At 69.4% G+C, this 17,256-nt stretch carries 19 protein-coding genes; 12 read left to right on the forward strand and 7 right to left on the reverse strand.

Annotated features, from left to right (window positions below):
• The first annotated feature begins 1 nt into the window (after position 1).
• From ACF8ME_RS08060 to ACF8ME_RS08100, 9 genes are all read left to right on the forward strand, one after another.
• Complete coding sequence (locus tag ACF8ME_RS08060; RefSeq protein WP_012202042.1) at positions 2-820, forward strand: extradiol ring-cleavage dioxygenase; 819 nt, start codon at positions 2-4, stop codon at positions 818-820.
• On the forward strand, positions 821-1,255 hold the full coding sequence (locus ACF8ME_RS08065; protein WP_012202041.1) for a 5-carboxymethyl-2-hydroxymuconate Delta-isomerase: 435 nt from the start codon (positions 821-823) through the stop codon (positions 1,253-1,255).
• A 1-nt stretch (position 1,256) separates the two neighbouring features.
• Positions 1,257-2,090, forward strand: coding sequence for a 2-oxo-hept-4-ene-1,7-dioate hydratase (hpaH, locus tag ACF8ME_RS08070; protein WP_392415985.1), 834 nt, complete (start codon positions 1,257-1,259; stop codon positions 2,088-2,090).
• A 45-nt stretch (positions 2,091-2,135) separates the two neighbouring features.
• Positions 2,136-3,590 carry an NAD-dependent succinate-semialdehyde dehydrogenase gene (locus ACF8ME_RS08075; protein ID WP_392415987.1) on the forward strand — a complete coding sequence of 485 codons (1,455 nt, stop codon included), beginning with the start codon at positions 2,136-2,138 and terminating at the stop codon, positions 3,588-3,590.
• 18 nt (positions 3,591-3,608) lie between these two features.
• Positions 3,609-4,430, forward strand: a complete 822-nt coding sequence (locus tag ACF8ME_RS08080; protein WP_012202038.1) for an aldolase/citrate lyase family protein — start codon at positions 3,609-3,611, stop codon at positions 4,428-4,430.
• Between the two features lie 86 nt (positions 4,431-4,516).
• A complete protein-coding gene (gene hpaR, locus ACF8ME_RS08085) occupies positions 4,517-5,005 on the forward strand; it encodes a homoprotocatechuate degradation operon regulator HpaR (RefSeq protein ID WP_013800005.1) in 489 nt (162 codons plus the stop codon).
• A 44-nt stretch (positions 5,006-5,049) separates the two neighbouring features.
• Positions 5,050-5,685 carry a PolC-type DNA polymerase III gene (locus ACF8ME_RS08090; RefSeq protein ID WP_016447334.1) on the forward strand — a complete coding sequence of 212 codons (636 nt, stop codon included), beginning with the start codon at positions 5,050-5,052 and terminating at the stop codon, positions 5,683-5,685.
• A 190-nt stretch (positions 5,686-5,875) separates the two neighbouring features.
• Complete coding sequence (locus ACF8ME_RS08095) at positions 5,876-6,379, forward strand: flavin reductase family protein (protein WP_046986323.1); 504 nt, start codon at positions 5,876-5,878, stop codon at positions 6,377-6,379.
• A gap of 209 nt (positions 6,380-6,588) precedes the next feature.
• On the forward strand, positions 6,589-8,004 hold the full coding sequence (locus ACF8ME_RS08100) for an amino acid permease (protein WP_392415990.1): 1,416 nt from the start codon (positions 6,589-6,591) through the stop codon (positions 8,002-8,004).
• Here ACF8ME_RS08100 and ACF8ME_RS08105 read toward each other — a convergent pair.
• Positions 8,001-9,200 (reverse strand): DUF5666 domain-containing protein, encoded by a 1,200-nt coding sequence (locus tag ACF8ME_RS08105; RefSeq protein ID WP_392415992.1) that lies wholly within the window; start codon positions 9,198-9,200, stop codon positions 8,001-8,003. The genes ACF8ME_RS08100 and ACF8ME_RS08105 overlap by 4 nt on opposite strands.
• Before the next feature lie 148 nt (positions 9,201-9,348).
• Here ACF8ME_RS08105 and ACF8ME_RS08110 point away from each other — a divergent pair, with 148 nt between their 5' ends.
• The 3 genes from ACF8ME_RS08110 to ACF8ME_RS08120 are packed head-to-tail and all read left to right on the forward strand — an operon-like array spanning position 9,349 to position 12,066.
• Entirely contained in the window at positions 9,349-10,059 is a 711-nt protein-coding gene (locus ACF8ME_RS08110) for a PepSY domain-containing protein (protein ID WP_224986229.1), read from the forward strand.
• Positions 10,059-10,739, forward strand: coding sequence for a response regulator transcription factor (locus ACF8ME_RS08115; RefSeq protein ID WP_016452258.1), 681 nt, complete (start codon positions 10,059-10,061; stop codon positions 10,737-10,739). The genes ACF8ME_RS08110 and ACF8ME_RS08115 overlap by 1 nt, the downstream gene beginning before the upstream one ends.
• Positions 10,729-12,066 carry a sensor histidine kinase gene (locus ACF8ME_RS08120; protein ID WP_392415994.1) on the forward strand — a complete coding sequence of 446 codons (1,338 nt, stop codon included), beginning with the start codon at positions 10,729-10,731 and terminating at the stop codon, positions 12,064-12,066. The genes ACF8ME_RS08115 and ACF8ME_RS08120 overlap by 11 nt, the downstream gene beginning before the upstream one ends.
• 19 nt (positions 12,067-12,085) lie before the next feature.
• On the opposite strand, the gene minE is transcribed toward ACF8ME_RS08120, so the two are convergent.
• The 6 genes from minE to ACF8ME_RS08150 form a co-directional block, all read right to left on the reverse strand.
• Positions 12,086-12,349 carry a cell division topological specificity factor MinE gene (gene minE, locus ACF8ME_RS08125; RefSeq protein ID WP_016447328.1) on the reverse strand — a complete coding sequence of 88 codons (264 nt, stop codon included), beginning with the start codon at positions 12,347-12,349 and terminating at the stop codon, positions 12,086-12,088.
• Positions 12,350-12,355: 6 nt separating this feature from the next.
• Entirely contained in the window at positions 12,356-13,168 is an 813-nt protein-coding gene (minD, locus tag ACF8ME_RS08130; RefSeq protein WP_392415996.1) for a septum site-determining protein MinD, read from the reverse strand.
• 49 nt (positions 13,169-13,217) lie between these two features.
• Positions 13,218-13,964, reverse strand: a complete 747-nt coding sequence (gene minC / locus ACF8ME_RS08135) for a septum site-determining protein MinC (RefSeq protein WP_392415997.1) — start codon at positions 13,962-13,964, stop codon at positions 13,218-13,220.
• Between the two features lie 168 nt (positions 13,965-14,132).
• Positions 14,133-14,921, reverse strand: a complete 789-nt coding sequence (locus ACF8ME_RS08140; RefSeq protein ID WP_034365864.1) for a crotonase/enoyl-CoA hydratase family protein — start codon at positions 14,919-14,921, stop codon at positions 14,133-14,135.
• 24 nt (positions 14,922-14,945) lie between these two features.
• Positions 14,946-15,956 carry an acyl-CoA dehydrogenase family protein gene (locus ACF8ME_RS08145; RefSeq protein ID WP_392415999.1) on the reverse strand — a complete coding sequence of 337 codons (1,011 nt, stop codon included), beginning with the start codon at positions 15,954-15,956 and terminating at the stop codon, positions 14,946-14,948.
• Positions 15,957-16,040: 84 nt separating this feature from the next.
• On the reverse strand, positions 16,041-17,198 hold the full coding sequence (locus ACF8ME_RS08150) for an acyl-CoA dehydrogenase family protein (protein ID WP_392416001.1): 1,158 nt from the start codon (positions 17,196-17,198) through the stop codon (positions 16,041-16,043).
• Positions 17,199-17,256: the final 58 nt, after the last annotated feature.

Genomic DNA, 17,256 nt, shown 5'->3' on the forward strand with positions numbered 1-17,256 from the left:
GATGAGTCTGGTATTTGCAGGCGTTTGCAGCCACGCGCCCGGCATCACGGGCCGCGCACACCTGGCCGATCCGGCCACCAGGGATGCCTTCCATGCCGCCTTCCGCGACATGGGCGCACGGCTGGAGGCGGCGCGGCCCGACGCCGTGATCGTCATCGCGGCCGAGCACTTCGCCAACTTCTTCATGAACAACATGCCGGCCTATGCCATCGGCATGGCAGACCACTACGAAGGACCCATCGAGGACCCGGCCTGGCTGGGCATAGAGCGCCACCGCATCCCCGGCAATGCCGAGCTGTCGCGGCGCCTGATCACCGAGGTCATGCAGACCGTGGATGTGGCCTTTGCCGAGGAGTGGAAGTTCGACCACGGCATCATGGTCCCGCTGCACTTTCTGACGCCGGCCTATGACAAGGACATCATCCCCGTCAACATCAACTGCCAGGGCCCGCCGCTGACGCCGCTGCACCGCGCCTGGGCCTTTGGCGAGGCCCTGCGCCGCGCCTGCGACAAGGCGCCCGAGCGCATCGCCATCGTGGGCACGGGCGGCATCTCGCACTGGCCGGCCACGCCCGACTCGGGCAAGGTCAACTGGGAATGGGACCAGCAGTTCATGGACCGCTGGTGCCGCAACGACCGGGACGCGCTGCTGTCGTACACCGACGCCGAGACCTACCGCGACGGCGGCCAGGGCGGCTTCGAGATCCGCAGCTTCATCGCCGTGGCCGCCGCCGCGCGCGGCGCGGGCCAGGTGCTGTACTGCCAGCCCATTCCCATCTTCGCCGTGAGCTGCACGGCCGCCACCATGGAGGTGGCCTGAATGCCGCACGTGGTCATCCTCTACACGGCCAGCCTGGACGCGCACACCGACATGACGCAGCTGTGCCGCGCCCTGGCCGACACCATGCTCACCGTGCGCGCCGAAGACGGCGCCCAGGTCTTTCCCACGGGCGGCACGCGCGTGCTGGCCTACCCCGCGCCGCACAGCGCCGTGGCCGATGGCGGGGCTGCGGGCCGCGCAGCGGGCGGCGATGGCGACTACGGCTTCATCTACATCAACCTGCGCATGGGCCGGGGCCGCTCGGCCGCCGTGCAGCAGCAGGCCGGCGACGCCCTGCTGGCCTGCGCGCGCCGCCATCTGCAGCCGCTGTTCGCGCAGCGCCACCTGGGCCTGACCGTTCAGGTCGATGAAAGCCCGGGCCAGGTGTATGACGGCAAGCACAGCACCCTTCATCCCCTCTTTTCCAGGCCTTGAAATGTTTTCCCAAGAACTGTTGACCCAACTGGCCCAGGAGCTGGACCGCAGCGAGAAGACGCGCGTGCAGGTCGAGCATTTCTCCAAGCGCTTTCCCGACATGACCGTGGAGGATGGCTACCGCGTCTCGCGCGAATGGGTGCGCCTGCAGATTGCGGCGGGGCGCAAGGTGATAGGCCACAAGATCGGCCTGACCTCGCGTGCCATGCAGATATCGAGCCAGATCGACGAGCCCGACTACGGCACCCTGCTCGACAGCATGCTCTACCGCTGCACGCCGGGCCAGGTGCTGGACATCCCGGCCGCCCACTTCATCGCGCCGCGCGTGGAGGTGGAGCTGGCCTTCGTGCTCAAGGCGCCGCTGCGCGGCCCGGGCCTGCCCGGCGGCAAGGAGATCGCGCTGCAGGACGTGCTGGACGCCACCGACCACGTGACCCCGGCCATCGAGATCATCGACGCGCGCATCGAGCAGTTCGACCGCCACACCAAGGCCATGCGCAAGGTCTACGACACCATCAGCGACAACGCGGCCAATGCGGGCATCGTCACCGGCGCCGGCCGCGCTGACCCCCAGGTGATAGACCTGCCCTGGTGCGGCGCCATACTGCGCTGCAACGGCGTGGTCGAGGAGACCGGCCTGGCTGCCGGCGTGCAGGGCCATCCCGCCATCGGCGTGGCCTGGCTGGCCAACAAGCTCTCGCCCTGGGGCGAGGCCCTGGAGGCCGGCCAGACCGTGCTGGCCGGCTCGTTCACGCGCCCCGTGGCGGCCAGGGCCGGCGACCTGTTCGATGCCGACTACGGCCCGCTGGGCCGCCTGCAATTCCGTTTTGTCTAGGCGCCGTCGTCCCGACGCCTGCCCCGCCCTTATTGGAGATTTCCCATGCCGCTTGCACTGCGCGACCCCAGCCTGCTCAAGAACCTCTGCCTGATCGACGGCCAATGGCTGGCCGCCGACGATGGCAGCCGCATCGACGTCCACAACCCCGCCACGGGCGAAGCCGTCGGCCATGTGCCCCGCATGGGCGAGGCCGAGACGCAGCGCGCCATCGCCGCCGCCGAGCGCGCCTTTACCCTTTGGAAGCAGCAGACCGCCGAAGCCCGCGCACGCCTGCTGCATCGCTGGTTCGAGCTGATGATGGAGAACCAGCAGGACCTGGCCCTGATCATGACCAGCGAGCAGGGCAAGCCCCTGGCCGAGTCGCGCGGCGAGATCGCCTACGCGGCCTCCTACGTGCAGTGGTTTGCCGAGGAAGCCCGCCGCATCTACGGCTCCACCGTGCCGGCGCCCTGGGCCGACAAGCGCATCATCGTGACCAAGGAGCCCGTGGGCGTGTGCGCCGCGATCACGCCCTGGAACTTCCCGGCCGCCATGATCACGCGCAAGGTCGCGCCCGCCCTGGCGGCGGGCTGCACCATCATCGTCAAGCCCGCGCAGCAGACACCGCTGTCGGCCCTGGCCATGGCCGAGCTGGCCCAGCGCGCCGGCATTCCCGAAGGCGTGTTCAGCGTGATCACGGGCTCCTCGCGCGCCATCGGCGGCGTGCTCACGGCCAGCATGGCCGTGCGCAAGCTGACCTTCACGGGCTCCACCGAAGTGGGCCGCGTGCTGGCCGAGCAATGCGCGCCCACGCTCAAGAAGATGTCTCTGGAGCTGGGCGGCAACGCGCCCTTCATCGTCTTCGATGACGCGGACCTGGATGCCGCCGTGGAAGGCGCCATGGCCTCCAAGTACCGCAACACCGGCCAGACCTGCGTGTGCGCCAACCGCCTGCTGGTGCAGGACGGCGTGTACGACGCCTTCATGGCCAGGCTCAAGGTCGCCGTGCAGGCCCTCAAGGTGGGCAACGGGCTGGAGGCCGGCGTGGACCAGGGCCCGCTGATCGACCAGGCCGCCGTGGACAAGGTCGAGGAGCTGGTGGCCGACGCCGTGAAGAACGGCGCCGAGGTCGTGCTGGGCGGCAAGCGCCACGCGCTGGGCGGCACCTTCTACGAGCCCACCATCCTGGCCAGCGCCACGGACCGCATGCGCATCGCCAGGGAAGAGGTCTTCGGCCCCGTGGCGCCCGTGTTCCGCTTCAAGACCGAGGAAGAGGCCATCCGCATGGCCAACGACACCGAGTACGGCCTGGCTGCCTACTTCTACGCCCGCGACGTGGGCCGCGTGTGGCGCGTGGGCGAGGCGCTGGAGTACGGCATGGTGGGCATCAACAGCGGCATCATCAGCACGGCCGTGGCACCGTTTGGCGGCGTCAAGCAGTCGGGCATGGGCCGCGAGGGCGGCGCCGCCGGCATAGAGGAATACCTGAGCACCAAGTACCTGTGCATGGGCCACTGAGGCCCGGACAATCACACCATGCAGACACCTGTGAACCGCTTCAAGGCCGCCATTGCGGCCGACCAACCCCAGATCGGCCTGTGGCTGGGCCTGGCCGACGCCTATTCGGCGGAAATCTGCGCGGGCGCCGGCTTCGACTGGCTCCTGATCGACGGCGAGCATTCGCCCAACGACACGCGCACCCTGCTGGCGCAGCTGCAGGCCATCGCGGCCTATCCCGACAGCCATGCCATTGCCCGCGTGCCCATGGGACACGGCGAGGTCGGCGAGATGCTGATCAAGCAGTACCTGGACATCGGCGTGCAGACCCTGCTCGTGCCCATGGTGGACACGGCCGAGCAGGCCGCACGCATCGTGCGCGCCGCGCGCTATCCGCAGGCCGACGGCCAGGGCGGCATCCGCGGCATGGGCGGCGCACGCGCCTCGGCCTGGGGCCGGCGCGCCAACTACGCCCATGAAGCCAACGCCCAGGTCTGCGTGCTGGTGCAGGTGGAGACGCGCCAGGCGCTGGCCCACCTGGACGCCATTGCCGCCACCGAGGGCGTGGACGGCGTCTTCATCGGCCCGGCCGACCTGTCGGCCTCCATGGGCCACATCGGCAACCCCGGCCATCCCGAGGTGCAGGAGGCGATTGCCGACGCCATCGCGCGCATACGCCGCGCCGGCAAGGCGCCCGGCATCCTCACGCCCAACGAGGCCCTGGCGCGCAAGTACCTGGAGCTGGGCTGCACCTTCACGGCCGTGGGCCTGGACACCAGCGTGCTGGTTCAGGCCACCAGCGCGCTGGCTGCGCGCTTCAAGCAGGCAGCGGCCCCCGCGCCGAAAAGCCAGACCTATTGAGGCCCCGGCCTGACAAGGCGCGCGCAACGCCGCTCCGGGGAGGGAGCGGCGGCTGCATAGAATCCAGCCGACAGATGCTGCCGAACATGCCCCAGACCACGCCCTCTTTTGCCCCCGAGCCGCTGCGCGCCTTCTCGCGCTCCCTGCCCATGGCGCTGCTGCGCGCCCGCGAATCGGTCATGGTGCGCTTTCGGCCCATGCTGCGCGCCCATGGCCTGACCGAACAGCAGTGGCGCGTGCTGCGCGCCATGGCGGCGGTCACGCACAGGCTGCGGCCCATGGAGCTGTCGCAGGCCACCTACATCAGCATGCCCAGCCTCTCGCGCCTGCTCAAGACGCTGGAAGGCCGGCAGCTGGTGGAGCGCTCGCGCCACGCCAGCGACATGCGCGGCGCCGAGTTCGAACTCACGGCGGCCGGCCACGCCATCGTGGCCGAGATCGCGCCGCATTCCTCCGAGACCTATGCCGAGATCGAGCGCCTGGTGGGCCATGAAGAGATCGAGCAGCTCTACGCCCTGCTCGACCAGGTCGTGCAGCGCCTGGGCGCGGCCGACGGCAGCCAGGCCGAGGAATAGCCGCCCCGGCACGCCGGTCGGGCACTGCCGGGCACAATCGCCCCATGCCGCAGCCGATTGCCGTCATCGACTTTGAAACCACGGGCATGGCGCCCGCCCAGGGCGCGCGTGCCACCGAGGTCGCCATCGTGCTGATCGAGGGCGGCCAGGTCGTGGACCGCTTCCAGAGCCTGATGCGCACGGGTGCCTGGATACCGCCCTTCATCACGCGGCTGACCGGCATCACCAATGCCATGGTCGCAGCCGCGCCGCCCGCCGAGGAGGTGATGCGCGATGCCGCCCGCTTCGTGGGCAGCGCGCCCATGGTGGCGCACAACGCGGCCTTCGACAGCAAGTTCTGGCAGTCCGAACTGGCCCTGGCCGGCGAGGCCGCGCCCCAGCCCTTTGCCTGCACCGTGCTGCTGTCGCGCCGCATCTATCCCGACGCGCCCAGCCACAGTCTGAGCCGGCTCACCGCCCACCTGGGCCTGCCCGTGGCCGAGCGTGCCCACCGGGCGCTGGCCGATGCCGAGATGGCCGCCGCCCTGCTGGCGCGCATGCAGCAGGACCTGTGCCGGCGCTATGCGCTGGCCTGGCCCGAGCATGCCCTGCTGATGCGGCTGCAGCGCTGCGCGCGCGCCCGCATGGCAGGCTGGCTGCAGGAGAACGCCGCGCCCGCCCAGATGCGCATGGCGCTGTGAGCCGGCACGGCGCACGCAAGGCAAAGACCTCCCTGGCCAAATCCCCATCGGCCGCATCTGCCGGCATCCGCACCCATAATGCACGGTTGCTGCCCGGCTACGGGCGCCCGTCCCAAACGCGGCAGCCCTGCTGCCGCCTTGCTGCCGCCTGGTTCTTGCACCCGTGAATTCCGCCCTGCCTCCTGCCGCCATGGCCAACCTGGCCCCTCAGGCCCCGTTCTCGTCGCGCGAGTTCCGCGACGCGCTGGGCCAGTTCGCCACGGGCGTGACCATCGTCACCGCGCGCAGCCCGCAGGGCCATCCGGTGGGCGTCACCGTGAGCTCGTTCAACTCCGTCTCGCTCACACCGCCGCTGGTGCTGTGGAGCATGGCGCTGTCAGCGGCCTCGCTGCCCGTGTTCCAGCATTGCTCGCACTACGCCATCCACGTGCTGTCGGCCTCGCAAAAGCCCCTGGCCGAGCTGTTCGCGCGCAAGGGCGTGGACCGCTTCGCCAACACCGCCTGGCGCAGCTCGGCACAAGGCGTGCCCCTGCTGTCCGAAGCCACCACCGTCTTCGAGTGCCGCAATCGCCATCGCCATGAAGAGGGCGACCATGTGATCTTCATCGGCGAGGTCGAGCAGTGCAGCCACCAGGCCGGACACACGCCGCTGCTGTACCACGCAGGCCGCATGCACACGGGCGGCCTGGGCTGAGCCCGGGCCCGCGGCAGCCCTCTCGTCGGCTCTCTCGGCAGCTCCCCCATTCCCGTGCCTTCCCGCCTCCGGGTAATCCCCGGTCCGGGAAATCGGTGTCTGCGCATATTGTATATACAGGCTTATACATCTGATCGCAGACCCATCCGCAGGCCGATGAAGCCCGTGGATGCGGCGGCCATTTCACCAATGACGGGGGGAGACAGCACATGAGTTCACCATCTGCAGGCAGCCTGCACCGAGGGCTGTCGGCCCGCCACATACGCTTCATGGCGCTGGGCTCGGCCATAGGCACGGGGCTGTTCTACGGCTCGGCCAAGGCCATACAGCAGGCGGGGCCCTCGGTGCTGATCGCCTACCTGCTGGCGGGCGCGGCGGTCTACATGGTGATGCGCGCGCTGGGCGAGATGGCCGTGCACAACCCCGTGCCCGGCTCCTTCGGCCAGTACGCCAGTGACTACCTGGGCCCGTTCGCCGGCTTCGTCACGGGATGGACCTATACCTTCGAGATGGTCATCGTCTGCCTGGCCGACGTGACGGCCTTCGGCATCTACATGGGCTTCTGGTTTCCCGAGGTGCCGCGCTGGATCTGGGTGCTGTCCATCGTCTGCTTCATCGGCGCGCTCAACCTGTGCTCGGTCAAGGTGTTCGGCGAGATGGAGTTCTGGCTGTCCCTGCTCAAGGTGGCAGCCATCATCGCCATGATCGGCGGCGGCCTGGGCATCATGGTGTTCGGCTTCGGCATGGCGGCCGGCCAGGCGCCCACCGGCATGCAGAACCTGTGGGCGCACGGCGGCTTCATGCCCAATGGCCTCCCGGGCCTGATCGCCTCGCTGGCGGTGGTGGTGTTCGCCTTCGGCGGCATCGAGATCATCGGCATCTCGGCCGGCGAGGCCAAGGACCCGGCGCGCGTGATCCCGCGCGCCATCAACGCCGTGCCGCTGCGCATCCTGCTGTTCTACGTGCTCACGCTGTTCGTGCTGATGAGCATCTTCCCCTGGCCGCAGATCGGCAGCCAGGGCAGCCCCTTCGTGCAGATCTTCAGCGGCCTGGGCATTTCCTCGGCCGCCACCATCCTCAACATCGTGGTGATCTCCGCGGCCGTGTCGGCCATTAACAGCGACATCTTCGGCGCCGGCCGCATGCTCTACGGCATGGCGCACCAGGGCCAGGCCCCCGCCGGCTTCGGCCGTGTCTCGCGCCATGGCGTGCCCTGGATGACGGTGGTGGTGATGGCCGTGGCGCTGCTGGCCGGCGTGGTGCTGAACTATCTGATCCCCGAGGACGTGTTCCTGCTGATCGCCTCCATCGCCACCTTCGCCACGGTCTGGGTCTGGCTGATGATCCTGCTGTCGCAGTTCGCGGCGCGCCGCCGCATGAGCCCGCGGCAGGTGGCCGCGCTGAAGTTCCCGGTCCCGCTGTGGCCCACCGCGCCGCTGGCCGCCATCGGCTTCATGCTGCTGGTGCTGGGCGTGCTCGGCTACTTCCCCCACACCCGTGCCGCGCTGGTCGTGGGCGGCCTGTGGATCGTGCTGCTGGGCGCCGCCTACCTGCTGTGGGTGCGCCCCGCCGCCGCGCGTGCGCAGAGCGAGGCGATGCGGCCTGCGGCGAACGCGAACCCTTAGTCGAACTCGACCTCGGTGGCCACCACCATCGCGCCATCGACCGAGAGCCGGCCCTTGACCTCGACCACGCGCCCCACGGCAATTTGGGCAGCGCTGCCATCCTCGAAGCGCGCATTGCGATAGTCCACGCGCACGCCGCGCAGCTCGAAGATGCCGGCCAGGCTGTCGACAGCGGTGATGCGGCCCTCGATCTCGAAGCCATCGTCACTGTCCAGCCGCAGCTTGCGCTCGACCTCGGAGGCGCGAAGCACCCCGTCCTGGAACATGCCCTCGACCTCGACCAGGTCGCCCACGGCAAGGCCTGCGGGCAGGCTTGTGGCGCTGCCCGCGTCCACGCTCAGGCCGTCCACGACGAAGCGGGTCGGCGAGTCCATGCGGGTGATATGGCCGGTGACGTCGGCCTCCACGCCCGCCTGTTCGGGCAGCGTGGGACGCTGCACCGACAGTGCGGTGGCCACCCACAGGCCGGCGGCATCGGGCTGGCGCGCCAGGCGCAGGCTGACCACGTCGCCGGCAGCCAGCGCGGCGGCAACCTGCACGCCGCTCCAGTTGACGACGGCCTCGCCGATGCGCAGGGTGCGGCGCGACATGTCAACGGCATCCACAGGCGCGCGCAGGCGCCAGGGCTCGTCGGCGTCATCCTCGATCTCGATGCGGCTGGCAAGAATGCGGCCCTGCGCATCGCGCAGGCCGTGGACTTCCAGCACACGGCCGACCTGCAGCGCCGCCGCGCGGCCGTCCTCGAACACCGTGGCCGCATCGACGATCACGGTCTGGCCCAGTACGGTCAGCCGGTCGCCCACGACCGCGCTCAACGGACCTTCCAGATCGCTGCGCACAAGAATCTGGCGGGCCATGGCGCGCGCCACACCATCGCTGCCGGTGGTCACGGGGTCGGCCGTGACATGGACCGCCATGCCCAGCTTGAGCGCATCGCTGGCCAGCAGGACGCCATCGCCATCGGTGATCCGGGCCTGGCGCTCGTCATACCGCACCCCATTGACCAGGATGGAGCCGAAGCCGTCAATGGTGCCCGACGCATAGCTGGCGCTGGGAGTGACCGGCGTGGGGGCGGGCTTGTCAGCCCCGCCGCCGCCACCGCCGCAGGCGGCCAGCAGCACGGACAGCGAGAGCGCGCCAGCGCCCAGGACCCGGTGCAATGGCGGGGCAGAGCGGGAAAAGCGAAGAAAATGCATGGTGTTCGATGCCAGAAAGAAACAGATGAAAAGGCACCGCGGCGAGGCCATCGGTGCAACCGCCTGCAGTGTCGGCAAAGGCGCCTAAACCGCGCATGAATGGCGCGTTCATGCACTGTTTAAGAACGTGCACATAAGATGCGTGGCCGTGAAACTCCGCCTCGCACTTGCTGCCTTGCTGGCCCTGCCGCTGGCGCCCGCCTCTGCCACCACGCCAGCGGAGCATGAAAGCGTGCGCCGCGAGGTGCAGTCGAAGCGCCTGCGGCCCTTGGCGGAAATCCTCCAGGACGTGCAGCAGCGCCACAAAGGGCGCGTCATCGACATCGAACTCGAGCGCGGCGCCGACGGCCGGCGCTGGTACGAAATCAAGCTCGCCAATGGCCAGCGCACGGAGATCTATATCGATGCAGTCACGGGACAGGACATCCCCCGGCCGGGCGCGACCACCGCCGTGCTGATACCCATGTCCGCCGTGGCGGCAGCCGTCACCCGCTTGCATCCCGGCACCGTGCTGCAGATCGAGCTGGAGGAAACGCGCAGCCCCAGGCCCTACTACGAGATCCAGCTGCTCACGCGCGAAGGCCGTGAGCAGCTGCTGCGCGCCGACGCCCAGACGGGCCGCATCCTGGTGGAGCCTGTCCTGAGCCGGGAGCAGGCCGCCACGCTGCAACCGCTGCCGCGCATTCTTGAGGAACTGGAGCGCAAGTACCAGGCCCGCGCCACAGAGGCCGAGCTCAAGATCGACGTCCGGCAGCGCGCCTACTACGAGGTCGAGTTGCAGCTGAGCGCCGGCCGCAGCATCGAAGTGCATGTGGATGCGTACAGCGGCCAGCCCATCGAAGAGGACGGACTGCGCTGATGCGGGTGCTCATCGTCGAAGACGACGCCGATCTTGCTGCAGGCCTGCAGGCCATCCTGCAGGAGGCCGGCATGCTGGCCGAGTGCTGCGCGGACGGCCGCCTCGCCCAGGAACTGGGCAGCGTCGAACACTATGACGCCGCCTTGCTGGACCTGGGGCTGCCAGGACAGGACGGCGTCTCGGTGCTGCGCCATTGGCGCGAGCAGGGCCGCTCCTTTCCCGTGCTGGTGCTCACGGCCCGCAACCGCTGGAGCGACAAGCTCACGGCCTTCCAGGCCGGCGCAGACGACTACCTGACCAAGCCCTTTCTGCACGAGGAGGTCGTCACGCGGCTGCGCGTGCTGCACCGGCGCGCAGCAGGCAGCAGCCGGCCCCTGGTGCAGATAGGCCCGCTGGCCTACGACACCATGGCAGACCGCTTCACGCTCGAAGGTCGGCCGCTTGCGCTGACCGCGCAGGAGCAACGCATCCTGAGCTTTCTGACCAACCGGCATGGACAGCTCGTCAGCCGCGCCGACATCAGCGAGCATGTCTACGCACGCGACCTGGACCCGGACTCCAACACCGTGGACGTGCTGGTCGGCCGCATCCGCCGCAAACTGTCCCCGCATGGCCTGATCCATACCGAGCGCGGACGGGGCTTTCGCCTGCAGCAGGCCAGCGGCGACCATGCGTCCTAGGCACTGGGGCCTGTCGGAGCGCCTGCTGGCACTGAGCCTGGTGGCCACGCTGGCCTGCGGCACGGCCGCCAGCTGGCTGCTGCGCGAGCAGTTGCACGATGCGGTGCTGCGCGGCTTCAAGGCCGGCCTGCAGGACCGCGCCGAGCGGCTGCAGGCCGAGCTGCAGTCCCCGGGGCCCCTGACCGGGCAGGGCACGCGGCTCAATCGCGGCGAGTTCGGCCGCATTTTCTCGGGCTGGTACTGGACACTGGAGCAGGACGGGCGGCTGCAGCAGTCGCGCTCGGTCTGGGACGACAGCCTGGAGCTGGACGACGCCCGTCCCTGGCCCCGGCACAAGGGCAGCGAGACGCTGCTGTCGCTGCGCGGGCCGCAGGGGCGCGAACTGCTGGGCCTGCGCCGCAGCTTCGATGTCGCGGGCCGGCGCGTGCAGCTGCATGTCTTCGGCCCGCTGGACGGTACGCGCCAGGAATGGCGCCGCATCGACCGCATCCTGCTGGTCACCGAGCTGGGCCTGGTCGCCGCGCTGCTGCTGTGCACGGTGGCGCTGGTGCGCCTGGGATTGCAGCCGCTGCGCAGCCTGCAGCAGGCGCTGCAGGACATGGAAGACGGCACACGCACGCAGCTGGGGCGGCACTTCGGCCCCGACCTGGACCCGATTGCCGAGGCCGTGGACCAGGTGCTGCAGCGCAATGCCCAGGTCGTGGAGCGCGCGCGCCACCAGGCGGCCGACCTGAGCCATGCGCTCAAGAAGCCGCTGGCCGTGCTCGGCATCCAGGCACGCGGCCATCAGGTCGATGGCCCGTGGCTGCGTGACCAGGTACAGGCCATGTCCCACACCATCGACCGCCATCTGGCGCGCTTCGCCAGCGGCGCCGGCAGCGCCGGCAGCGTGGCGCTGGATGAGGTGCTGGCCCGGCTGCTGGATGCCATGCGCCAGATCCACGCCCAGCGGCGCCTGTCCTGGTCCATCCAGACCTCCACGCCGCTGCCCGGCCATGGGCTGCGCTGGCGCGGCGCGGCCTCGGACCTGGAGGAGATGGCGGGAAACCTGCTGGACAACGCCGGCAAGTGGGCACGCAGCCGCGTCACGCTGGCCGTGTGCCAGGATGGCACGACGACGCTGCTGCAGATCGATGACGACGGCCCAGGCCTGGCGCCGGAGCATCTCGCGCAGGCCATGGAGCGCGGTGTCCGCTTCGACGAACAGGCCCAGGGCCACGGCCTGGGCCTGGCCATCGTGCGCGACATCGCCGAGACCTATGGTGGATCGCTGGAGATGGGGCCGAGCCCGCTGGGCGGGTTGCGCTGCACGCTGCGCCTGGGCTGAGCACGGCGCCGGGCGGCGCTCAGCGCGCGGCGTCGGGCAGTTCGATCTTGACTTCGAGCACTTCCAGGTTTTCCTGGCGCTCCAGGTGCACCTTGATGTCGTTGACGTCGATGTCCACGTACTTGGAGATCACCGCCATCAGCTCCTTTTGCAGCGCAGGCAGGTAGTCGGGACCGCCGCCATTGCCGCCCACGCGCTCGCGCGCGAGGATGATCTGCAGGCGCTCCTTGGCCACCGAGGCCGTCTTCTTCTTTTCTCCGAGCAGGAAAGAGAGCATGGACATGGCCGCTTACCTCCCCCCGAACATGCGTTTGAAGAAGCCGGGCTTTTGCGCTTCGGTGAAGCGCATGGGCTTTTCCTCGCCCAGGAAGCGCGCGACCACGTCCTGGTAGGCCTCGGCCACGTCCGAGCCCTGCATGTGCACGGCGGGAATGCCCTGGTTGGAGGCCTGCAGCACGGTTTCGGACTCGGGCACGACGCCGATCAGCTCGATGCGCAGGATGTCCTGGATGTCCTCCAGCGACAGCATCTGGCCGTCCTGCACGCGGTTGGGGTTGTAGCGCGTGATCAGCAGGTGTTCCTTGACGGTCTCGCCCGCGATGGCGCGCGCGGTCTTGGAGCTGAGCATGCCCAGGATGCGGTCGGAGTCGCGCACGGAGGAGACTTCGGGGTTGGTCACGACCAGGGCCTCGTCGGCGAAGTGCATGGCGATCAGCGCGCCGCTTTCGATGCCGGCCGGCGAGTCGCAGACGATGTACTCGAAGTCCATGCTCGCCAGGTCGTCCAGGATCTTCTTGACGCCGTCCTGCGTGAGCGCATCCTTGTCACGCGTCTGGGAGGCGGCCAGCACGAAGAGGTTGTCGCACTGCTTGTCCTTGATCAGGGCCTGGTTGAGGTTGGCCTCGCCCTGGATGACGTTGATCAGGTCGTAGACCACGCGGCGCTCGCAGCCCATGATCAGGTCCAGGTTGCGCAGGCCCACGTCGAAATCGATGACGGCGGTCTTGTGCCCGCGCAATGCGAGGCCCGATGCGAAGCTGGCGCTGGTGGTGGTCTTGCCCACGCCACCCTTGCCGGAGGTCACGACGACTATTTTGGCCATGTTTGCACGGTTCCTTAAAGACTGGAGAGCAAAGAAGAAGGGTCCGGTGTCATACCGGCTCGATGAGGATTTTCTCGCCGTCGAGACGTACCTTGGCGGGCCTGGCGGCCACATCCGCCGGGAGATCGGTCTCGATTGTGCGATAGATGCCGGCAATCGACAGCAGCTGTGCTTCCATGCAGGTGCTGAAGATGCGCGCCTCGGTGTTGCCGCGCGCCCCGGCGATGGCCCTGCCGCGCAGCGGCGCGTAGACATGGACATTGCCGTCGGCGATGACTTCGGCGCCATAGCTGACCATGGCCAGCACCACGATGTCGGTGCCGCGCGCATAGACGCGCTGGCCCGAGCGCAGCGGCTTGTCCACGATGAGAGCGTCGGCCTGGGGAGCAGGCACCTCGCGCACCACCTCGATCTCGCGCACGACTTCCTGGATCTCGATCTCGGGCACCGTGGGCCGCACGGGTGCGGCCTCGGGCGCGGGCGCCAGGCCTGCGGCGCGCGCCGCCTCCATCTGGGCGGGGCTGCCGCCGCGCACGGCCACGGGCACGGTGCGGTGAAAGCGCAGCGCCTCCACGAGCACGGCGAAGTCGATGGACTCCTCGGCCTCGCGCACATGGGCCAGGTCGATCAGCACGGGGTCGTTGTCGAAGAAATCCGGGTCGTCGGCCAGGCGCTGGGCCAGGTCGGCCACGAGCACGCTGACATCGGTGTCCCGCAGGGCCACGGCCACCACGGGCAGCTGCGCGCTCTTGAGGTCGAAGCTGGGGCGGGCAGTACTCGTCGTTTCAACGGCCATGGGACTGGGAGTGCGGTGGATGGGAGAGTTGCCTCTCGACGCGCAAAGTGTACTGTGTGTGCAGTACATGGGCGCCCACTCCCGCCGGGAGGCCGGCACCGGGGAGTGTCCATTTGTGTTGTGTCACACACGGCCCATGCCCCCGTGGCGGGGGCCGGGCAGGCCCGGTCACTGAAACCGGGGCTTACGCTTCTCCACGAAGGCCATCACGGCCTCGCGGTGGTCGGCGGTCTTGTGGGCCAGGGCCTGGTAGCCGGCCGACAGCTCCAGCAGCGATTCCAGCGTGCTGTGCTCGCCCTCGCGCAGCAGGCGCTTGGTCATGCGCATCACGGCGCCGGGGTTGGCGGCGATCTTGTCGGCCAGCGCGCGTGCCGTGGGCAGCAGCTGGTCCGCCGGCACGACGCGGCTGACCAGGCCGCAGGCCAGGGCCTGCTGCGCGTCGATGGCCTCGCCCGTGAACGCCATCTCGGCCGCCTTGGCGCGGCCCACGGCGCGCGGCAGCAGCCAGGCGCCGCCGTCGCCCGGCACGATGCCCACGCGCACGAAGCTCTCGGCAAAGGTGGCCGTCTCGCTGGCGATGCGGATGTCGCACATGCAGGTCAGGTCCAGCCCCGCGCCGATGGCCGGGCCGTTGACGGCGCAGATCACGGGCACGTCCAGCTGGGTCAGGGCGCGCGGAATGCGCTGTATGCCCTGGCGGTACTCCTCGCGGATGGCGTCGGGCGTGAGCGCGTCGTCGAAGAAGCGCTGCATGTCCTTGACGTTGCCGCCCGAGCTGAAGATGGGGCCGGCGCCCGTGAGGATGACGGCCTTGACCGAGGCGTCGCGCCGGATCTCGTCGCAGACCTGCACGAATTCCTCCACGGCCGTGTTGCCCGTGAGCGCATTGCGCGTCTCGGGCTGGTTCATGGTGAGGGTCCAGATGGCGCCGTCGCGGGCGATGTTCAGAAAGGACATGGAGAAGACTCCTTGAGCAAGGGTTTATGCGGTGATGTCGGTGGTCGAACGGATCAGGTCCAGCGTGCTGCCCGCGTGGCCATGGACCAGCGCGGCGCCTGCCACACCGTGCCAGTACGACTCGGAGCCCGCCGTCTGGCGCCAGGCATGCAGGCGGCGCGTGAGCAGTTGCAGGTCGTATTCCTCGGTGAAGCCCATGGCGCCGTGGATGGCGTGGGCCGCCTCGGCCACGGCCAGCGCGGCCTGGCTGCAGCGCGCCTTGGCCACGGCCACGCGCAGCCGATCGGGGAAGATGCCCTGCCCCGCGCAGCCCAGCCGGGCCGCCATGCGCGCGGCGAAGACATGCTCGCTCATCACCGCCAGCTGGTGCTGAATGGCCTGGAACTTGCCGATGGGGCGCCCGAACTGCTGGCGCTCGTTCGCGTACTGCAGCGTGCGCTGGAACACCTCCATGAGCGCGCCCGCCAGCTGCGCCGCCACCAGGCCGGCCTGCAGCGTGCGCAGGTCCAGCCCATCCGGCAGGGCGATATCGGGAGCAGGTGCTGCGCGGACCTGATCGGCGCTCCAGCGCAGGTTCACGTCCAGGCAGAAGGCCGCCGGCTCGGACTGCGCCTGCGCCACGGGCAGCAGGCTCCAGCCCTGCGCATGCTGCACCAGCGCGCTGTCCGCCACCGCGCCCAGGCGCACGGGTGCGCAGTGCAGGCTGCCATCCGGCTGGAGCAGGCCTTGCGCCAACGCGATGGCGCCTGGTGGACGCTCCGCCCCCGCCAGCAGCGCGCGCGCCAGCATGGTCTCGCCCAGCGGCACGGGCAGCGCATGGGCGCCGGCCTGCGACCACACATCGAACAGCTGCGCCAGCGCCAGCCCCGCGCCGCCCGCGTGCTCAGGCACCAGGGCATCGGCAAAGCCGGCCTGCTCCAGCGATTGCCACAGCGCCCGGGGCGAGCCCCCGGCCTCGATGGCGCGCACCCGCGCGGGCGTGCACTCGCCCTGCAGCAGCTGGCGTGCGGCATCGGCAAACAAATCGTCTTCCATGTCTCTCTCCATTCATGACACATGACGCCAGGCCTTGGGCGTTCCGTTTGAAACTGGCGCGCCCCAACTCAAGGGGAACCTTATTCAACGCAGGCCGAGGCCACGCGCGATCATTCCGCGCAGGATGTCGCGCGTGCCGCCGCGCAGCGAATACGAAGGTGCCACCTCCGTCACGTAGTTGAGGGTGCGCAGCAGCTCCAGCGGAACCTCGGACGCCTCGCGTGCGAACAGGTCGTCGGCAATGGCGGCGGGAATGGACTGCTCCAGCGTCGTGCCCAGCTCCTTGACCAGGGCCGCCTCGACGATGGGGCTTTCGCCGCGCACCAGCTTGTCCTGCACGGCCACCGACATGGCGCGCAGCGGGGCCAGCTCGGTGAACACGCGGCCGGCCAGGCGCAGCGCGCCTTCGCTGCGCTCGCCCGTTGCACGCAGCCAGGCCAGCCATTCGTCGAACAGCACGATGCTGGAGAACAGCCGCTCGGGCCCGCTGCGTTCGAAGGCCAGCTCGGCCGTGACCTGCTCCCAGCCCTGGCCTTCCTGGCCGATCAGGGCGTCGGGCGGCAGCTGCACGTTGTCGAAGAAGACTTCGCAGAAATGGCTGTCGCCCGAGAGGTCGGTGATGGGCCGCACGGTCACGCCCGGCAGCGACAGGTCCACGATGACCTGGGACAGCCCCTTGTGCCGGTCACCCGCCTCGCCCGAGGTGCGCACCAGGGCGATCATGTAATGGCAGTGGTGGGCGTTGGTGGTCCAGATCTTCTGGCCGTTGAGCACGAAGCCCTTGCCGTTCGGCACGGCGCGCGTCTTCACGCTGGCCAGGTCCGAGCCCGCGCCGGGCTCGCTCATGCCGATGCAAAAGAAGGCCTCGCCCCGGCAGATGCGCGGCAGGTAGAACTGCTTTTGCGCCTCGGTGCCGTACTTGAGGATCAGCGGGCCGCTCTGGCGGTCGGCAATCCAGTGCGATCCCACGGGTGCGCCGCAGGCCAGGTATTCCTCCACCAGCACGTAGCGCGTGAAGGCGCTGCGCCCGCCACCGCCGTACTCGCGCGGCAGGGTGACACCTATCCAGCCCTTTTCGCCCAGCTGCCGGCTCAGTTCGGCGCTGTAGCCGCCCCAGGAGCGCGCACGCACATGGGGCGGCAGGCCGCTTATGGCCTGGGCGAGGAAGGCGCGCACCTCGGCGCGCAGGGCTTCGTCCTCGGCGGGGATGCGGGTCAGGGCAAGGGAATCAAGCACGCTCATTGCAGGGCTCCATGGTTGGACCCCACTCTAGGCAGCCGGTCTGTCGCAGTCCAATATT

Origin of the sequence: Delftia sp. WSY_7, assembly GCF_043104845.1 — a bacterium.
Lineage (GTDB): Bacteria > Pseudomonadota > Gammaproteobacteria > Burkholderiales > Burkholderiaceae_C > Comamonas > Comamonas tsuruhatensis.

What these genes read in the sequence shown, in the direction of transcription:
- ACF8ME_RS08060 (WP_012202042.1), top strand. Translation starts at nt 2, where the DNA reads ATGAGTCTGGTATTTGCAGGCGTTTGCAGCCACGCGCCCGGCATCACG.
- ACF8ME_RS08065 (WP_012202041.1), top strand. Translation starts at nt 821, where the DNA reads ATGCCGCACGTGGTCATCCTCTACACGGCCAGCCTGGACGCGCACACC.
- hpaH (WP_392415985.1), top strand. Translation starts at nt 1,257, where the DNA reads ATGTTTTCCCAAGAACTGTTGACCCAACTGGCCCAGGAGCTGGACCGC.
- ACF8ME_RS08075 (WP_392415987.1), top strand. Translation starts at nt 2,136, where the DNA reads ATGCCGCTTGCACTGCGCGACCCCAGCCTGCTCAAGAACCTCTGCCTG.
- ACF8ME_RS08080 (WP_012202038.1), top strand. Translation starts at nt 3,609, where the DNA reads ATGCAGACACCTGTGAACCGCTTCAAGGCCGCCATTGCGGCCGACCAA.
- hpaR (WP_013800005.1), top strand. Translation starts at nt 4,517, where the DNA reads ATGCCCCAGACCACGCCCTCTTTTGCCCCCGAGCCGCTGCGCGCCTTC.
- ACF8ME_RS08090 (WP_016447334.1), top strand. Translation starts at nt 5,050, where the DNA reads ATGCCGCAGCCGATTGCCGTCATCGACTTTGAAACCACGGGCATGGCG.
- ACF8ME_RS08095 (WP_046986323.1), top strand. Translation starts at nt 5,876, where the DNA reads ATGGCCAACCTGGCCCCTCAGGCCCCGTTCTCGTCGCGCGAGTTCCGC.
- ACF8ME_RS08100 (WP_392415990.1), top strand. Translation starts at nt 6,589, where the DNA reads ATGAGTTCACCATCTGCAGGCAGCCTGCACCGAGGGCTGTCGGCCCGC.
- ACF8ME_RS08105 (WP_392415992.1), bottom strand. Translation starts at nt 9,200, where the DNA reads ATGCATTTTCTTCGCTTTTCCCGCTCTGCCCCGCCATTGCACCGGGTC.
- ACF8ME_RS08115 (WP_016452258.1), top strand. Translation starts at nt 10,059, where the DNA reads ATGCGGGTGCTCATCGTCGAAGACGACGCCGATCTTGCTGCAGGCCTG.
- ACF8ME_RS08120 (WP_392415994.1), top strand. Translation starts at nt 10,729, where the DNA reads ATGCGTCCTAGGCACTGGGGCCTGTCGGAGCGCCTGCTGGCACTGAGC.
- minE (WP_016447328.1), bottom strand. Translation starts at nt 12,349, where the DNA reads ATGTCCATGCTCTCTTTCCTGCTCGGAGAAAAGAAGAAGACGGCCTCG.
- minD (WP_392415996.1), bottom strand. Translation starts at nt 13,168, where the DNA reads ATGGCCAAAATAGTCGTCGTGACCTCCGGCAAGGGTGGCGTGGGCAAG.
- minC (WP_392415997.1), bottom strand. Translation starts at nt 13,964, where the DNA reads ATGGCCGTTGAAACGACGAGTACTGCCCGCCCCAGCTTCGACCTCAAG.
- ACF8ME_RS08140 (WP_034365864.1), bottom strand. Translation starts at nt 14,921, where the DNA reads ATGTCCTTTCTGAACATCGCCCGCGACGGCGCCATCTGGACCCTCACC.
- ACF8ME_RS08145 (WP_392415999.1), bottom strand. Translation starts at nt 15,956, where the DNA reads ATGGAAGACGATTTGTTTGCCGATGCCGCACGCCAGCTGCTGCAGGGC.
- ACF8ME_RS08150 (WP_392416001.1), bottom strand. Translation starts at nt 17,198, where the DNA reads ATGAGCGTGCTTGATTCCCTTGCCCTGACCCGCATCCCCGCCGAGGAC.